This is a genomic window from Archangium sp. Cb G35, from assembly GCF_001896145.1.
Taxonomy (GTDB): Bacteria; Myxococcota; Myxococcia; order Myxococcales; family Myxococcaceae; genus Archangium; species Archangium violaceum.
Window position 1 is genome coordinate 286,231 of record NZ_MPOI01000011.1, and the last position, 16,683, is coordinate 302,913.

16 protein-coding genes are annotated in these 16,683 nt (G+C 70.0%); 11 read left to right on the top strand and 5 right to left on the bottom strand.

The genetic code is table 11. The annotated features are described in order from the left end of the window. Window positions 1-71: 71 nt before the first annotated feature. Window positions 72-527, bottom strand: a complete 456-nt coding sequence (locus tag BO221_RS31860) for a MarR family winged helix-turn-helix transcriptional regulator (RefSeq protein WP_073564599.1) — start codon at window positions 525-527, stop codon at window positions 72-74. A 191-nt stretch (window positions 528-718) separates the two neighbouring features. On the opposite strand from BO221_RS31860, the gene BO221_RS31865 reads away from it, so the two are divergent. From BO221_RS31865 to BO221_RS31880, 4 genes are all read left to right on the top strand, one after another. Further along, window positions 719-1,903, top strand: a complete 1,185-nt coding sequence (locus tag BO221_RS31865; protein ID WP_143195794.1) for a hypothetical protein — start codon at window positions 719-721, stop codon at window positions 1,901-1,903. A gap of 269 nt (window positions 1,904-2,172) precedes the next feature. Further along, the gene (locus tag BO221_RS31870; protein ID WP_073564601.1) at window positions 2,173-3,363 is read left to right on the top strand and encodes a hypothetical protein; all 1,191 of its coding nucleotides are present in this window, start codon (window positions 2,173-2,175) and stop codon (window positions 3,361-3,363) included. Window positions 3,364-3,457: 94 nt separating this feature from the next. Next, the gene (locus BO221_RS31875) at window positions 3,458-4,603 is read left to right on the top strand and encodes an anhydro-N-acetylmuramic acid kinase (protein WP_073564602.1); all 1,146 of its coding nucleotides are present in this window, start codon (window positions 3,458-3,460) and stop codon (window positions 4,601-4,603) included. Then, window positions 4,600-5,772 carry an ATP/GTP-binding protein gene (locus tag BO221_RS31880; RefSeq protein WP_073564603.1) on the top strand — a complete coding sequence of 391 codons (1,173 nt, stop codon included), beginning with the start codon at window positions 4,600-4,602 and terminating at the stop codon, window positions 5,770-5,772. Before BO221_RS31875 ends, BO221_RS31880 begins: the two co-directional genes overlap by 4 nt. Window positions 5,773-5,784: 12 nt before the next feature. Here the strand turns inward: BO221_RS31880 and BO221_RS31885 are convergent, their stop codons facing one another. Genes BO221_RS31885 through BO221_RS31895 form a run of 3 tightly spaced genes read right to left on the bottom strand, consistent with a single transcriptional unit; the run spans window position 5,785 to window position 8,327 of the window. Further along, entirely contained in the window at window positions 5,785-6,330 is a 546-nt protein-coding gene (locus BO221_RS31885; RefSeq protein WP_073564604.1) for a non-canonical purine NTP pyrophosphatase, read from the bottom strand. 18 nt (window positions 6,331-6,348) lie between these two features. Further along, entirely contained in the window at window positions 6,349-7,185 is an 837-nt protein-coding gene (locus tag BO221_RS31890; RefSeq protein WP_073564605.1) for an SIR2 family protein, read from the bottom strand. A 59-nt stretch (window positions 7,186-7,244) separates the two neighbouring features. Beyond that, window positions 7,245-8,327, bottom strand: coding sequence for a DUF4388 domain-containing protein (locus BO221_RS31895; RefSeq protein ID WP_073564798.1), 1,083 nt, complete (start codon window positions 8,325-8,327; stop codon window positions 7,245-7,247). A gap of 33 nt (window positions 8,328-8,360) precedes the next feature. Here BO221_RS31895 and BO221_RS31900 point away from each other — a divergent pair, with 33 nt between their 5' ends. The 4 genes from BO221_RS31900 to BO221_RS31915 all read left to right on the top strand — a co-directional run bounded on the left by BO221_RS31900 (window position 8,361) and on the right by BO221_RS31915 (window position 11,832). Then, window positions 8,361-9,296 carry a metalloenzyme gene (locus tag BO221_RS31900; RefSeq protein WP_073564606.1) on the top strand — a complete coding sequence of 312 codons (936 nt, stop codon included), beginning with the start codon at window positions 8,361-8,363 and terminating at the stop codon, window positions 9,294-9,296. Window positions 9,297-9,298: 2 nt separating this feature from the next. Next, on the top strand, window positions 9,299-10,150 hold the full coding sequence (locus BO221_RS31905; protein WP_233166333.1) for a hypothetical protein: 852 nt from the start codon (window positions 9,299-9,301) through the stop codon (window positions 10,148-10,150). Between the two features lie 156 nt (window positions 10,151-10,306). Next, window positions 10,307-10,831, top strand: coding sequence for a GbsR/MarR family transcriptional regulator (locus tag BO221_RS31910; protein WP_143195795.1), 525 nt, complete (start codon window positions 10,307-10,309; stop codon window positions 10,829-10,831). Between the two features lie 167 nt (window positions 10,832-10,998). Beyond that, complete coding sequence (locus BO221_RS31915) at window positions 10,999-11,832, top strand: carboxypeptidase regulatory-like domain-containing protein (RefSeq protein WP_073564608.1); 834 nt, start codon at window positions 10,999-11,001, stop codon at window positions 11,830-11,832. A gap of 56 nt (window positions 11,833-11,888) precedes the next feature. Here BO221_RS31915 and BO221_RS57115 read toward each other — a convergent pair whose 3' ends face one another. Continuing rightward, window positions 11,889-12,716: an Ig-like domain-containing protein gene (locus BO221_RS57115; RefSeq protein WP_073564609.1), complete on the bottom strand. Its 828-nt coding sequence runs from the start codon at window positions 12,714-12,716 to the stop codon at window positions 11,889-11,891. A 315-nt stretch (window positions 12,717-13,031) separates the two neighbouring features. On the opposite strand from BO221_RS57115, the gene BO221_RS31925 reads away from it, so the two are divergent. The 3 genes from BO221_RS31925 to BO221_RS31935 all read left to right on the top strand — a co-directional run bounded on the left by BO221_RS31925 (window position 13,032) and on the right by BO221_RS31935 (window position 16,657). Beyond that, window positions 13,032-14,627, top strand: a complete 1,596-nt coding sequence (locus BO221_RS31925) for a serine hydrolase (protein WP_073564610.1) — start codon at window positions 13,032-13,034, stop codon at window positions 14,625-14,627. Window positions 14,628-14,730: 103 nt separating this feature from the next. Beyond that, window positions 14,731-15,681: an NAD(P)/FAD-dependent oxidoreductase gene (locus BO221_RS31930; RefSeq protein WP_073564611.1), complete on the top strand. Its 951-nt coding sequence runs from the start codon at window positions 14,731-14,733 to the stop codon at window positions 15,679-15,681. Window positions 15,682-15,712: 31 nt separating this feature from the next. Further along, on the top strand, window positions 15,713-16,657 hold the full coding sequence (locus BO221_RS31935) for an AraC family transcriptional regulator (RefSeq protein ID WP_073564612.1): 945 nt from the start codon (window positions 15,713-15,715) through the stop codon (window positions 16,655-16,657). Window positions 16,658-16,683: the final 26 nt, after the last annotated feature.

The window sequence follows — 16,683 nt, forward strand, 5'->3', positions numbered from 1 at the left end:
TTCGGACCCTAATGGTTCGTACTGGAAGTAAATGCGCGAGCGGGAACTTCGTTGCGGGGCCCTCGGAAGGTTCAGCCCTCGGAGAGCGAGAGGCCGAGCTTCTTGCAGAGCTCGCCGAGCGACTCCTGCTCCTCGGCGGTCAGGGCCCCCATCAGCGCCGTGACGTGGGCGGCATGCGCGGGAAACACCCGCTCGATGACGCGCCGGCCCTCGGGGGTGAGGCTCACCACCACCACCCGGCGATCCTCCGGGCTGCGCTCCCGTTGAATCCACTTGCTGCGCTCGAGGTTGTCCAGCAGCGCCGTCATGTTGGGGTTGCTGCGCAGCAGCTTGCGGCCCAGTTCGCTCTGGTTCATCGGCCCCACGTGCAGCAGGGCCTCCAGTACCGCGAGCTGCGGCGGGGTGATCTCCAGGCTGGCCAGGTGCCGCTGGAGCTGCGCCCCGAGCGTCTCCGTGGCCCGCGTCAGCTTCACGAATGTGTCGAGCGCCCGCACTTCCCGTGCGCTCCCCTTGTAGCGGCCCGGCATCGTTCGTACCCGAATGGTTCGGACCTTGAAGGTCGCGAACGAAAAGGTTCGTATTGGAATTAATCCCGTTCCGGGCCGTTCGCAAGCGCGCGCTCCCATCCCATCCGAAATCCCGGGCTTGCGCCAGTCCGCCCGCCCGCCCCCTGGACAGCGCTCCATGACTCGACGGAGAGCGCACTAGCATCGGCTCCGTGATGCGCGCCGTACTGCTTCTCCTGCTTCTGCTTCCCGCCCTGGCGTCCGCCACGGACGTGCGGGGAACCCTCTCCACGTCCACCGTCTGGACGAGGCATGGCAGCCCCTATGTGCTGCAAGGCGATGTCACCGTGGCCTGGGGCACGAAGCTCACCATCGAGCCCGGCGTCCAGGTCATCGCCGCCGCCAGCGACGCACTGAAGTCCGGTGTGGATCCCCAGCGCGTGGAGTTGATCGTCGATGGGACGCTGGTGGTGCGCGGCACCGCGGCGAATCCCGTCGCGCTCACCTCGCACGGTGGCAGCGGCTCCTGGTACGGCATCCGGGTGCGCGGAGGCCGCGGCACGGAGATCCACGGCGCCGTCATCACCCAGGCGCACCAGGGCATCGCGCTGAGCATGAGCGCGGCAGTGAGGAATACCTCGGTGAGCGCCACCGCGGAGGACTGCATCCTCGTGAGCTGGGGCACCGCCACGCTGTCGGGCAACGAGCTGAGCGGCTGTGGACCTCGCGAGCCGGAGCAGGCCCCGCGGATGGCGGCCCTCCCTCACGCCCCCTCGAGCGAGCCCAGCATCCGGGGCCGGCGCATCGTCATGGTGGCCAGACAAGGTGCCCGTGGCGGAGTGCTCGCCACCCACATCCCCCGGCTCCGCGAGGAGCCCCCTTCCCTTCCCACCCCGCTCGCGCAACACACACCGGCTCTCGCGCCCGCCGTCCTCGTCCGCCCGGCGGGTGAAACCCGCGCGCGCATCGCCACCTTCCGGCCGGCGGAGACCCTCGGGGCCTTCTTCAGACGAAGGCCCTGGAGCCGGCCTGTCCCACCTGCTGGGGCTCCCGATCCCGATACACCTTCCGTCTCCGGAGCCATCCAGGGCTCGCGCCCACCCGGCCGTCCGGCACCGTCCCTTCTGTCTTCAGGTGCCGGAGACTCCACCGCGGATCCCCCTTCAGGGGAGGAGTGCGCCCGCGTTCCGCAGGTGGACGAATCCCCACGGTGTCCCGGCCTCCGACGCTGGAGACAGGAGCAGCAACGTCTCGGTGGCGCCCTCTCCGGCGTTTCGGGAGCGCGTGAGCCCGCTCCAACGCCCCTCGTGTCACCCCAGGCGAGCGCGGGCGAACGCGGTCCAGCACCACCAGGACCCTGGCACCTGGAACGCGGGCGCCTGACAGCCCCTGGCTGACCCGGGACACCCGCCCGTCAACGAAAGCCCCTCCCCCGGGGACGACACGGCTGGCCCTCGCCGCGAGCGATGTGCATCCGTGAACGGGAGAGGTCCGTCCCGAATGGGCGGAGCACGGTACCCGCCTGGCGGGGAGGCATGCCCTCCCCTCGTCCGGGGAGACGGGACGGCCATGCGCGCCGAGCGTCCGCCCTTCCCCGCGCTCCGGACCGGGAGGCGGCGTCACAATCCCGCGTGGCCTCCATCCTTCCCCGGGAGGAGGCCATGCCATGGAATCCAACCGGCCGCGGCACCACACCGGCAGGCGCTGGGCGAAGCTGCGCAGCCTGGAGTCCACCCTGCGCTTCCTGGAGGAGCAGCAGGAGGAACCGCGCGTCCCCCACGCCGCGAACATCATCAAGAACCTGCACGAGCGTCTGAGGCAGGCGGAGGCCGTGCTCGAGGCACCGCGCTGGAGGCCCCGCTTCCCGCTGGACAACTGTCAGTTCTGGGAGCTCGTCCACGGCGTCGCCGCGGATCTGCTGCTGCTCCTCCCGCTCGACATGCTCACCACCGAGGCCCTGATGGTGGAGGAGAACTTCCGGCGCAACATCCACGAGCCCGTCGCCCGCGCGACCTGGCTGGGGCACGATGAGAAGTCGGGTCCGCTGTGCGCCGCGGTCCGGTGCGTCGTGACGCTCTCCCACCAGGTGGAGGACCTGAAACCCGAGGAGGCGCTGAGGCTGCGCCACGCCCGGCAGATCCTTCGCAGCGCGCTGCGCCAGGTGCTCCGGCACTCGGACAAGCACTACCTGCAGCTCGACCTCACCATGATGATCCGCAGCCTGAGCGGGACGCTGCTCGTGCTGATGTTCGTCCTGACGCTGCTGACGCAACTGCCCGCGCAGTTCGCCGGGCTCATCCTCCGCAACCCCATCGAGCTGCCCTGGAAGGGAACCACGATGAGCACGCTGTCGCTCGTCCTGCTCGGAGCGGGGGGCGCCATCACGGCCAACATGCTCTCGGAGCGGCCGGTGCTCGTCATGCGAGGCCCCTTCTGGAGGCAGTTCGTCTACTACCTGTTCGTCAAGCCCTCCATCGGCGCCGTCGCCGCGTTCCTCTTCTACCTGCTGGCCGTCTCCCAGCTCTTCTTCAGCATCGAGACCGTTCCGCCCTCGCCAGGCTCATTCGATGCCCTGCGGGACACGGCCCAGCTCCAACCCGCGCTGCGCATCGTCCTGGGCAACAACGAGGCCCTGGTGTGCACCTACGCCATCCTGCTCATCGCGGTGGGCTTCTCCGCCGAGCGCCTCCTCAGTCCCATCATGGACCGGGTGATGAACAAGCTCTTCATCACGGCGGACAAGGCCGAGTCCTCTCCAGGCACACCCGTCCCGGCGCCTCCTTCCCCGAGGACGCCGGACCCGAGCTCCCCTCCACCCGCCCCCTTCTTGCCCGGAGAGCCCATCCGGAGCACGTAGACCGGAGCCTGGAGGATGGTTCCCAAGCCTCCGGGCTGACACTCCGCCCCGGCCGGGGCGGCGGATGTGGGGCCCGGGGCTTACACTTGCGGGCATGGACTCGCGACCGCCTCCTCCCAACTCGCGGCTGTGCGTCGGCCTGCTGTCTGGCACCAGCGTGGATGCCGTGGAGGCCGTGCTGTGCCGCGTCGAAGGCACCGGCCCCGAGGTGCGCATCTCCCTCGTGGCCCACGTCTCCCGGCCCTTCACCCCCGAGTTCACCCGGCGCGTCCTCGCCGCCAACGACGCCCGCTCGCTCTGCGAGCTCAACTTCGCCCTGGGTGAACACTTCGCCCAGGCCGCCCTGGAGGTCATCGCCCGGGCGGGTCTGCGCCCCGGGGACGTGGACGTCATCGGCTCGCACGGCCAGACGGTGGCCCACCTCCCCGCGAGCCTCTCCGAGACCCCCTCCACGCTCCAGCTGGGGGAGCCCGCCGTCATCGCCGAGCGCACCGGCCTGCCCGTGGTGAGTGATTTCCGTACCCGGGACGTGGCCGCCGGGGGCCAGGGGGCGCCGCTGGTGCCCTACCTGGACTGGGCCCTGTTCCGGAAGCCGGGGGTGGCGCGGGCGCTGCAGAACATCGGCGGCATCGGCAACGTGAGCGTGGTGAGCGACCGGATCGAGGACACCATCGCCTTCGACACCGGGCCGGGCAACATGGTGATGGACGGGCTGGCCCGGCGCATCTCCGGCGGCCAGCTCCAGTGCGACCTGGACGGGAGCCTCTCGCGCCAGGGCCGGGTCATCCCGGAGCTGCTCGAGGAGCTGCTCGCGCACCCCTTCCTGACCCTCCCCCCGCCCCGCAGCGCCGGCCGCGAGGGCTTCGGCGACGCCCTGGTGGAGCGGCTGTGGGAGCGCCATGGCGCCTCGCGGCCCCATGACTTGATGGCCACGGCGGTGGCGTTCACGGTGGAGGCCACCGCCCGGGCCTACGAGCGGTGGCTGCTGCCGCGCTTCGCCCTGGAGGCGGTGTACGTCTCCGGCGGCGGCACCCGGAACCCGGTGCTGATGGAGCGGCTCACGGAGCGGCTGGCACCCCTGCCCGTCCGCCCCCTGGACGTGCTCGGACTGCCCGAGGGCGCCAAGGAAGCCGTGTGCTTCGCCCTCCTGGCGAACGAGCACCTCTCGGGGACCCCCGCGAATGTGCCATCGGCAACTGGCGCGAAGCGTCGAGTCGTTCTAGGTAAGCTCACACCGTGAGCAGCGTGAACCTGGTGGCCCGCGAAGTGGCCGTGAAGATCGTCTTCTATGGACCGGGCCTGTCCGGAAAGACGACGAGCCTGCGGAAGATCTACGAAACGGTGCGCCCCGCGCATCGTGGCGAGATGATGTCCATCGCCACCGAGGGAGACCGGACGCTCTTCTTCGACTTCCTGCCCGTGAAGGTCGAGCGGGTGAATGACTGCACGGTGCGGCTCGCGCTGTACACGGTGCCCGGCCAGGTCTTCTACAACGCCACGCGCAAGCTGGTGCTCCAGGGCGCCGATGGCGTGGTGTTCGTGGCGGACTCGCAGCCGGAGATGATGGACGCCAACCGCGAATCGCTGGCCAACCTGGAGGAGAACCTGCTCGAGCAGGGCGTCCGGTTGGAGCGCTTCCCGCTGGTGATCCAATGGAACAAGCGCGACATCCCCAAGGCCCTGCCCGTGGCCGAGCTGCGCGCCGCGCTCAACCCGCGCAACGTCCCCGACTTCGAGACCGAGGCCCTCAGCGGCCGCGGCGTGCTCGACGCCCTCAAGGCCATCACCCGGCTGGTCATCCAGGACCTGCGCATCAAGCGCATCGTCCCCCCGCCCCGCACCGCGACCCCGGCGGTGCCCTCCCTGGGCTCCCCCAAGGCCAGCAGTGGAGGCGGACTGGAGGCCCAGCTCAGCCAGCACCTCGCGGGCCGCACCGCCGGCGTCACGGCCCCGGCCGCCGCGACGGCCTCCGCCCCCATGGTGGCGCGCCCCTCGCGCAGCATGCCGGCCATCGCACCGCAGCCCCAGGTGCAGGTCCAGGTGGCACCGGCCGTCGCGCCTCCCGCCCTCACCGGACAGCGGCCGCTCGGGCCCGCGAGCGCCCTGGCGCCCTCGGACCTGTTCGACCACGCGCGCGCCGCCGAGGGGGCCTTCTCCTCCGGGGATTATGGGACGTGCATCCAGGCCTGCCTCGATGCCACGCGGCGTGGGCTCGCGTTCGCCGGCGAGGGGACGATGGGCGCCCAGGCCCACCTGCTCCGCGTGGACGGAGCGGATCTGCTCCGGCTGCAGACACTGGCGGCACGGTCGAGCAACCGCGTGGATGACGCGGCGTTCGCGCTCTACGTGCTGATGCAGATCTTCTCCCGGCTGCACGCCGCGGGACTGCCCGCTCCGGCGGCGGAGTAGCGGTCCCCGGGCCTACAGCCCGAGCTCCTTGCGCAGCCGCGTGTGGAGCCTGCCCAGGGGAGAGAAGCTCAGCTTCTCGTCGAGGCTCATCTCCGCGAACGTCCGTGTCGCTCCCTTGGGGATGAAGATCGGATCCCAGTGGAAGCCGCCCGTCCCACGTGCGCTGGTGGCGATCTCCCCCTGGGTCTCCTCGATGAGGACGTGGCGCACGCGGCCGTCGCAGTAGCAGAAGGCAGCGCGGGCCATGGCCGTCCGATGGCCCGCGGGGACCACTTCACAGAGCCGGTTGTCCAGGGACTCCCAGAACGGTTTGACGAGTGCACCGGGCAGCCCGTTGAGGGCATCGATGCAGAGCGCTCCGTGCTCGACGATGACGGGCACGCGGACGGCCCGGTAGGCCGCGATCGCCTTGGCCCGGATGACCGTCTCGAGCTCCTTGTCGAGGATCTCCGTGATCTTCTCCTTGAGGTAGCCGATCCGTGCCGAGCCCCCGAAGACGTGCTGGAACTCGCGCAGCTTCTCGGGGTTGGTGGTGTTGTAGAACCAGGTAGGCGCCATGGTGTGCAGGCTCCGGACTCAGGCGATGCTCTCGAGGAGTTTCGCGACGCTGGCGGACTTGTCGGTGGGATCGAGCTGGATGACGTCGATGTTCCACTGCTCGAGGATGTCCGGCTGCACGAGCCCGGCCCCGTGCGTGGCGAAGAAGCACCGCCGGGCCTGGGCGTGCTTCACGCCCATCTGGCTCTGCTCGCGGAGCTGGTTCATCCGGTACCAGATGTAGCGGATGTTGGTGTCGCTGAAGCTGTAGCCGATGAACAGGAAGCTGTTGGAGAGCAGGTCCGCGCGCAGCCGCTGGTCCGGCGGGGCCTCCAGCGCCATCCGCCGGAAGTAGGAGCTCTCGGTGAGGACGATGGTTTCCGGCTGGTTCAGCGTGCCGTGGAACTTGACGACCTCACACACGTCCCGAGCGCGAGGCCCCTGGAAGTCCGCGAAGGAGGCCAGCACCGACACCTGTTTGCCCGCGTCCTCGAACGCCCCCTCGACGTGCCTGTCGTAGTTGGTGGTGTAGATGGTCCGCCACGGGAGCGCGGCGAGGGCGAGGTGCATGGGGGACGTCTTGCGGAGCGTCTCGGCCTCGGCGGAGTCGAAGCCCCGCGTCATCGTGTAGACCAGCTCCTTGAAGCGGGTCGGCCCGGAGAGCTCGAAGAACTCGGCGAGCTGCTCGAAGCGGCCATGCATGTCGAACAGCTCGGGCTCGAAGCCCAGGGTCTTCGCCAGGGAGGCGATGAGCTGGCTCCCGTCCGGCAGCTTCAACGGCTTGGAGAAACCAGCACCCAGGAAGGGAATGAGCCGCCCTTCCCGGAACTCCTTCTTCAACAGGGGGGCCGCCTCGGAGAGGGTCAGGGTGGTCATCGTCTCGCTCGCTCCGCGCAGCCTACCCGCTGGCGGAGCCGGAGCCCCCCCATTTCCGCTCAGCGCATCTGCAGCAGGCCCATCCGCATCAGCTTGGCCAGCGTCTTCAGCGTCTCCAGCTCGCGCGCGGAGCTGGCCAGCACCAGGGTGGACACGTCCCAGGAGCCGTTGACGAGCGCCGACACCTGCCGCTCCTCCTGATTGAGCAGCGTCTGCGTCTCCGGATCCGGCCGCAGCACCGGCACCGACAGCGGCGGCAGCTTCGCGTAGAGCGACGCCACGTGCTCGCTCTGCACCATGCGGGCGAACTCGCGCACCCGCCGGTCCGTCGGATCGCTCGCCAGCAGGGACGAGCACACCAGCTCCGCCGCGTCGTACTGGCCCTCGCGGATGAGCACCGCGCCCTTCTCCAGCATGTCCGTCACCGGATCCACCACCACCTCCGGTGCTCCCTCCACCTCCACCTGCTTGGCCCGCAGCAGCTCGAACACCCGGCGCGTGGTGGCCGAGCGCGACAGGCCCAGCGACAGCCGCAGCCGCCCCAGGTTCTGCCCGCCCGCGCACATCGTCAGCAGGATGCGGTGCATCAACGGCTGGCGGGGGGTGGGCTGCACGCGCGAGCGCACCGTCAACGCGTCTCCCGGCAGCACCCGGTCCACATCCGGCTGCTCATCCACCCAGCGCAGCGACTCGAAGAGCAGCTCCCGGAGGCTCATCTCGCAGGGGCCCCACTCCTCGCCCGTGCGGTCCAGGTCCTCCGACCAGTGGAAGGCACCGTGGCCCCCGCGCGTCTGGTCCACCATGGAGCCGAGCATCTCCTCGCGCACCAGCTCGCGCACCAGCTTCAGCTCCACATTGTGCTTCTTGAAGAACGGCTCCACGTCCTCCGTGCCCGGAGGAACCGCGTTGAAGGCCGCCAGCACCTCCGCGCCATCCGCCAGCTTCGCCAGCGAGAGGACCCGGGCCACGCGCCCCCACAGCCCCTCATGGGCCACCGAGAGTACCTGCCCGGAGAGCAGGAACAGTTTGCGCTCGCCGCCCTCCCAGGTGAGGAGCTGGAGCGTGCCCGTCTTGCGGGAGCCATCCAACCACTGGAGCAATTCGGGAAGGGGGAAGCTGGAGAAGTCGCCGTGGATAGCCATGGGTGTCTTGAAGCCAGGATACAGTCCCACGCAATGCGCGTCGTGGTCCTGTTCATCGATGGGGTCGGCATCGGACGAAACGAGCCGGAGGCGAATCCACTCGCCAACCGCGACTATCTCCTCTCCCACTTCCGGGATGAACCCCCCCGCGCGCTTCCCGAGGGGGGGCAGTGTTTTCCGGTGGACCCCACCTTTGGCGTGGCCGGGCGGCCGCAGTCCGCCTCCAACCAGACGGCCATCCTCACCGGCCAGCCCGCCCCCGTCCTGATCGGCCGACACGTGCTGGGCTACCCGGACGCCCCCCTGCGCGAGCTGCTGGCGCGCCACTCCATCGTCAAACGGCTGGTGGGCGCGGGGCGCAGCGCCACCTTCGCCAATAGCTACCCCGTGGCCTATCTGGACGCGCTGAAGCTCACCCGGCGCCCCTCCTCCAGCCCCCCCGAGTTCACCCTCCCCCCGGCCGCCCTGCGGCGCCTGAAGGCCTCCGCCAGCACCCTGGCCTTCGCCGCCGCGGACGTCCCCCTGCGCACCCTGGAGGACGCCCGGGCCGGCCAGGGCCTCACCCATGACATCACCGGCGAGCGGGCCCGGGACCGGAGCCTGTCCGCCCCCCAGCGCACCCCGGCCGAGGCCGCCGCCGTCTTCTGGCGGGTGGCTGGGGAGGCGGACTTCACCTTCTTCGAGCACTACCTGGCCGACGAGGCCGGACACGCCCAGGACTTCGCCGCCGCCCGCGAGGCCCTGGACACCTTCGACGCCTTCGCCCGGGCCGTCATCGCCACCCGCCCCCCCGACGCCCGGGTCCTGGTGTGCAGCGACCATGGAAACGTCGAAGATCTGACTACACGATCCCACACCCTCAATGCCGTCCCCGTGCTCTACTTCGGTCCGCCAGCTCCCGGACTGGAGTCCCTGGCCACCGTGGCGGACGTGGGCCGCACGGTGCTGCACTGGCTGGACGTGGAATGAGGATGGAGATGCGCATCGTGGCGTTGGGCGTGCTGGTGCTGCTGTCGGGCTGCGCCTCCAGCCGGTTCTCGGCCCCCGGAGCGGCACTCGAGGCGTCGCTCCCCCTGAAAACATCCGCCGGCGAGTTCCGCATCGACTACGACCACGAGGACGCGCGGGACGCCGCCCGCATCCGGCAGGCGGTCACCGAGGCCCTGCCCAAGCTGGAGCGCTGGGGCGCGCTGCGCGAGCCCGTCACCATCAAGGTCATGCCCGACCACGCGTCACTGGAGGCCGCAGTCCGGCAGCACGGCTACAGCTGGCTGCGCGCCTGGAGCCGTTATGACGACGTGTTCGTCCAGGCCCCCGCCTCCTGGGCCCCGGCCGGAGCCACCCAGCCGCAGATCAACGAGCTGCTCCTGCACGAGCTGACCCACAGCGTGATGTACCAGCAGGCGTCGAACCGGCGTGACTGGTCGCGCAAGCAGATTCCCCTGTGGTTCCGCGAGGGCATGGCCTCGTTCACGGCGGAGCAGGCGTACCGGTGGGTGTCGCTGGAGGAGATCGCCCGGCATTACGAGCGCTCGCCCACGAGCGATCCGGTGAACAATCCCGGGGATTTGTACCGGGACGATTCGAACTTCATCTACGGGGTGGCCCACCACACCTTCGCGTTCCTGGTGAAGCGCTACGGCGAGGAGCCGGTGCGCGGTCTGCTGCGCGAGATGAAGGGCGGCAAGGAGTTCCCCCAGGCCTTCGAGAGCGCCATCGGGCTGCCGCCGGAGGCCTTCGTGCGCGACTTCACCCGGTATGTCCGCTGGCGCGGGTTCAGCGGCGGACGGGTGCAGCCCCGGGCCCCCGCGCCCTCGAATTGAGCCGTTTCGAATAGACCCGTTTCGTCGTTCAGGAACATCCGAATGTCATCTGATTCCCACCGGATGACATTCAGTCCGGACCGGATGCCATTCGGATGGAATCGAATGGTATGCGGTTGTTCCTGGAGACAATCCAGGAGGAGCTGGACGATGAACATGAGCCGACCCCCGGCCGGGCGCCCCTCCGCGGGCGGGCGCACGCTGCCCCAGGTGATGGAGTCCCTGGGGCGGTTCTTCCACCAGCTCGGCATGCCGCCCATCGCCGGACGGATGCTGGCATGGCTGGCGGTGTCGGAGTCCGGGAGTGACTCGCTGGACGCGATGGCCGTGGCGCTGAAGGCCAGCAAGGCCTCGGTGAGCAGCATGGCGCGGCTGCTCGCGGAGCGCGGCCTCGTGGAGCGGGTGCCCGTGCTGGAGCGGCGGGATTGTTACCGGCTCCGGACGGACGCCTGGGAGAATGTCCTGCGCACCCGCCTGGCCGCCATCGCCAGCGCGAAGGGCCTGGCCGACGAGGGCCTCTGGCTGCTCGGTGACGGGGAGCACCCCGCCCGCGCGCGCCTCGAGTCCCTGCGGGAGTTCAGCGAGCTGTGCGCCTCCCTCGAACGAGAGCTGCCTTCGTTCCTCGAGCGCCTGAGGAGATCCAGCACCCGCGCCCGGCGCGCCTCCCCACTCCCCCGGTGAAGGCGCGGTGCGTTGGCGCCCGCCTCCTCGCGGGCCTACCTGCCACCTCCTGAGGGTGTCCCCCCACCCCATTGGCCCACCGGCCTGCTTTTCTGTTACGACAGCCGTGGACATTCCCCACCCCGGTCCGCGCCCCCCTCGGACCGGGAGTGTGAGGAGATTGCACGATGAAGCTGCGTACGCTGGGCCTGTCGGTACTCGGTGCGGTGGGACTTTCCGCCCTGACGGCCTGCAAGAAGGACGAGGCCGCTCCGGCTCCCTCCGCCGCCCAGGCTCCGGCTCCTGCCGCCCCCGCCATCAAGGCCGCGCCCCTGCCCGCCGACACCCCCCTGCCCCAGGAGCCCCAGGAGGAGGCCGCCCAGGCCCCCCAGGGCGGCGGCACCGTGCGCGGGCTCGTCACCTTCAAGGGCAAGCCCCCCGCCCCCAACCCCATCACCCCGGGGACGGATCCCAACTGCGACGGCATGGAACTGGTGGACCAGCCCGTGCTCGTGACGGACGGCAAGCTGGCCAATGTGCTGGTGCGCGTGCAGGGCAACGTGCCCGGCCAGCCCACCACGCCGCCGAGCACCATGGTCGTGGTGGACCAGAACCGGTGCATGTACAAACCGCGCGTGCAGGGCGCCGTCATCAACCAGCCGCTGGTGCTGATGAACAGCGACAGCACGCTGCACAACGTGCGGGGCGTGTCCGGGGGCAAGCAGCTCTTCAACGTGACGCAGCCGCCCCTGAAGACGAAGGAGGCCCTGCCTCCGAAGGAAGCGGACGTCATCCGCCTCAAGTGCGACATCCATCCGTGGATGACGGCGTTCGTGGTGCTGAGCCCCCATCCGTACTTCGCCACCACCAGCGAGGACGGCGCCTTCTCCATCCAGGGCCTGCCGCCGGGGACGTACACGCTCGAGGCGTGGCACGAGACGCTCGGAACGAAGACGGCGCAGGTGACGGTGCAGGAGGGCCAGGAGGCCACGGCCTCCTTCGAGTTCGTGGCCGCGAAGTAGCGGCACGGGTTCTCGGGCTCCAGGCGGAACCGCACCCGGAGCCCGGTACCGCGGGACTACTTCTTCTTGATCGTCAGCTTCGCCTCGGTGGCCTTGCTGCCACCCTCGGCCTTGATGGTGACCGCGCCGGCCTTCACCGCCGTCACGTTACCGGTGGCGTCCACCGTGGCGATCTTCTCGTCGCTGGTGGTGAAGGTGAAGGACACGCCCTTGATGGCCGCGCCGTCCGTGCCCTTGGCCACCACCGCCAGCGCCGCGCTCTCGCCCACCTTCAGCGCCGCCGGCACCGTCTCGAACGCCACCGCGTCCACCTCGGGCAGCTTCACGCTGACCTCGAACTCCTGCGTCAGCTTGCCGGACGTCACCGTCACCTTCGCGGTGCCCACCGCCTTGGCCACCAGCTTGTTGCCCTCCACCTGCACCACGTTCGCGTCCGCGGCGGCGTAGTCCAGCTTCGCGTCCTTCACCGGACGGTCCGCGTCATCCTTCACCTCGGCCTCCACCACCGCCTCCGAGCCCAGGCCCGTCAGCGTGAAGGGCGCGCCCTGGATGACGATCGCCGAGGGAATCACCACCTCCACCGGGGCCGAGGCGCTCACCTCGCCCGACGTGACGGTGATGTTCGCCGAGCCGCTCTTCACCGCCGTCACCTTGCCCGCGGCGTCTACGGTGGCGACCTTCGCGTTGGTGGAGGCAAATGCCAGCTCCGCCTTCTCCACCGGCTTGCCCTCCGCCGTCACGCCCTGCGCAGACAGCGCCACGGACTGGCCCGCCTCGGACAGCTCCACCTTGGCCGGCTTCACCTCGATCCGCTCCACCTTCGCGCACGCGGACGCCAGCACGACCACGGACGCGGCCATCAGCGGATTCAGAAACCTCTTCATTGAATGTGCCTCCCACTCGCCCTCGGGCGAGCGATTGATGTCGGATTCACTCGAGGAACTTGGTGTTCCAAGGAACCGGGTGGTAAAACCCGTTACGCCTCAGCAATTCGTGTTCCATTTCCAACAGCCCTCTGAGGGCTTCCGGAGACCGTGGAGAAAAGGGGCAGCCCACCCGGCGCGTTGTCCTTTTTCTCCACACCTGCGCGCGGCAGCCCGAATCCGGATACGGTGGGACGCGCCAGCATCGAGCACCATGGATCGCGACATCAGAGCCGCTGAGACACACGCCAGGTCCGAGCCCCGGAGGAACGCACGGTGAAGGGGCTGTGGCTTCCGTTCTTCCTGGTGGGACTCACCGCGTGGGCCGTCCCGCCGGGGATGCCCGTGTGCGAGCGGCCCTATGTGGTGGCGCCAGCCGAAGAACAGCCCTTCCCCGAGGAGGTGCAACGAGCCCTGGATGCGCTCGTGCGCGCGGAGCTCACGCGGGAGCCGCACGCGGGCCTCGCGGTGGGCGTGCTGCGGGGCGCCCAGCGCTGGGTGGGGACCTACGGGCAGAGGGACGTGGCGCGCGGACTGCCCGCCACGCCGCGCACCACCTGGCGCCTGGCCTCCATCACGAAAACATTCACCGCCGTGGCCGTGCTGCAGCTCGTGGAGCAGGGCCGCATCGGCCTCGACGCGGACATCCGCACGCTGGTGCCCACGTGGCCGGAGAAGCGCTGGCCGGTGACGGTGCGGCAATTGCTCGGCCACCTGGGCGGCGTGACGAACTACGGCCGCTTCGGCCCCAGCCATGACAGCGGCCTGGTGGACACCACCGGCGCGCTCGAGCTCGTGGCGGGCTACGCGCTGGAGGCCGAGCCCGGTACCCGCTTCATCTACAGCACCTGGGCCTACAACCTGCTCGGCGCCGCCATCGAGGCCGTGTCCGGGCAGAGCTACGGCGAGTACCTCCAGGAGCACGTCTTCGGCCCCGCCGGCATGGTGCACGCGGCGCTGGACGATCGCCGCACGCGCGACGAGCACCACGCCGCGGGCTACCGGATTCGTGACGGGCAGCGGGTGGCCTCCAAGGTCATCGACGTGTCCGGCCGCTTCGCCGGAGGCGGCACCCGTGCGTCCATCGAGGATCTGCTCGGCTTCGGCGGAGCACTGCTCGACTACCGGCTGCTGTCGCGTACCAGCTCGGGGTGGATGCAGACGCCAATGAGCACCCGGGATGGACGGCTCACCGACTACGGCATGGGCTTCGCCACCTGGCCGCTGCGGGGCCACTACGTGGTGGCCCACTCGGGAGCCCAGCCGGAGACGTCCACGCTGCTGCTCCTGCTGCCCGGGGAAGACGTGGCCATCGCCCTGGCGAGCAACGTGGAGGGCCAGGCCGCCTCGCTCAAGCGCATCGCCTACGGCGTCATCGAGTTGCTGCTCGAGGACAAGGGGCCACGGCTGAGCGCGCACCGCCAGGGCCCGGTGGACGCGGTGGTGAACGAGGCACTGGGCCGGGTCTTCGGCTACGGGCTCGCCTATCACCAGTGGGCCACGCATGGGCCGGGGACCCTGCCCGGGACGGGCGAGCTCCCCGAGGCCTTCGAGCAGGTGGCCCGGTTGCTCGACCGGTCGGCCATCGAGCGGGCTCCGAACGCGGCACGTGAACGCATCCTCGCCGCCCATGAGCCGCGCGAGGACTGGCTCTTCGTCCGGGTGGGCGCGCACATGGCCCGGACCCTGGAGGAGGCATGGGGGCCCGAGCGGCTGCGCGGCTATTCCGCCCGGGGCCCGCTCGCCTTCTTCAACGATTACCTGGCCGTCTGCGAGTCGAGGCAGTGCCCCGAGCCCTTCCGCTTCAACGAGGCCCTGCGCGCGGACCTGCGCCGGTTCACGGGGAACAACATCGAGCCCTCACGGCACTGAGCCCCCGCGCTCCAGCCACCGGAAGATCCGCCGATTCCGCACGAGAATCCGCTCTGACGCCGGGCCAGGCCCGCGCGTATCCGTTTCTCATGCGAGGACGGACATGAAGACGGCTCCGGAACAAAAGGACGTGATCATCATCGGTGGCGGCCCGGCGGGCCTGAGCGCGGCGCTGATGCTCGGGCGCGCCCGGAAGCAGGTGCTCCTGTGCGACGGGGGCCCGCCCCGGAACAGCGCGGCCGAGGGCATCCACGGCTTCGTCACCCGCGACGGGATTCCCCCAAAGGAGTTCCGGCGCATCGCCCACGAGCAACTCGCGCCCTACGGTGTCGACATCCTGCTGGACACGCGCGTCACCGCCGTGGAGCGGCTCGAGCCGGGATTCCGGGCCGTGCTCACGGGAGGCCGGGTGGTGGAAGCCCGCCGGGTGCTGCTCGCCACGGGCATGGTCGACGAACCCCTGGACCTGCCCGGCTATCGCGAGCTGTGGGGCCGGAGCATCTTCCAGTGCCCGTATTGCCATGGCTGGGAGGTGCGAGATCGGCCCTGGGGACTGCTCGCCACGGGCCCGCACGCCCTCGACTTCGCGCTCTTCATCACGGGCTGGTCCCGCGACCTGGTGGTCTTCACCCACGGCTCCATGGAGGTCACCGCCGAGCAGCACCAGCGGCTGGAGCGCGCCGGGGTCCGCCTGGAGACCCGGAAGATCCGCCGGCTCATCGCCAGCAGCGGACACGGAGCCCATGGAGCACACCTCGAAGCCGTGGAGCTGGAGGACGGAACGCGGGTGGCGCGAGAGGTGCTCTTCTCCCATCCTCCACAGCATCAGACGGAGGTGGTGAAGAAGCTCGGGGTCGCGCTCGACGAGCAGGGCTTCGTCCGCGTCAACGAGCACATGGAAACGTCCGTTCCAGGAGTCCACGCGGCGGGAGATCTCACGACCCGATTCCAGGGCGCGAGCGCGGCGGCCGGTGCTGGCACCATGGCCGGAGCCATGATGAATCACGCCCTCAACATGGAGAACGCGGCCACCGGATTGTGGCCAGAAGGTTGAGCCCGGCCCACGCCGTCGCTACGAAGGAGCCATGACGAGGAGGAAGACCCCTCAGGAAACGACGAAGCCCTCACCGACCCACGAGGACTTCAAGCGGCACCACCTCCCGGTCTGGGTGGGGCGATACAGCCACAACCGCAGCCACAACCATTCCGCCCGGCCGGGAACCTTCACCCATTCGTATGCCGTCATCTTCCTCGTGACGCGCGGCCAGTCGACGATCCACCACAGCGGCGAGCAGGTGCTGCGGGCGGGAGACGTCCACATCATTCCTCCCGGGGACCCTCACGGAGCGCCGCACGCCGGTGACGCGGAAGGATGGGTGATCTCCTTCCACCCGGAGGCGTTTCCCCACGAAGACCCGAACTGGGGGAGCCGCGAGGGACTCCGGCTGGGTCCCCTGCTTCGCATCCGGAGCGGTTGCCACCCGGTCCTCCGCCCGAAAGCCGCCCAACGCAAGCGGCTGGAGCGGTGGATGCGGCTCATGGAGTCCGAGTTCACCGGCGACGAGCGTTCCCGCGACGAGGCCGTGGGCGCCCTGCTCCGCCTGGTACTGATCGAGCTGGAGCGCATGACGGGCCTCGAGGACACACCGGACCCGGCGGGCCAGAGCCTGGCGCGGCGGGCGCTCACGTTCATCGAGGCGAACGCGCTCGGGCCGCTGTCCCTCACGGAGGTGGCACGGGCCGTCGAACGGTCCGCCACACACGTGGCCGGAGTGGTCCGCAAGGAGACGGGCCGCACGGTGGGCCAGTGGATCCTCGAGTACCGCATGGCCGAGGCCCGGCGCAGGCTCCGGGGCACGGACGAGCGGGTGGACATCATCGCCGAGCGCGTGGGCTACGCGGACGCCACGCACTTCATCCGCCTCTTCCGGCGGGCCCACGGCCTCACGCCCGCCGCGTGGAGACGCCAGGCCACGCTGTCGACTCGTACACGGGCCAACGAAGGAAGCCCGCTCCAGCCTCCGGAGTGACACCTTTCGGATGAAAGCCCGGCCGC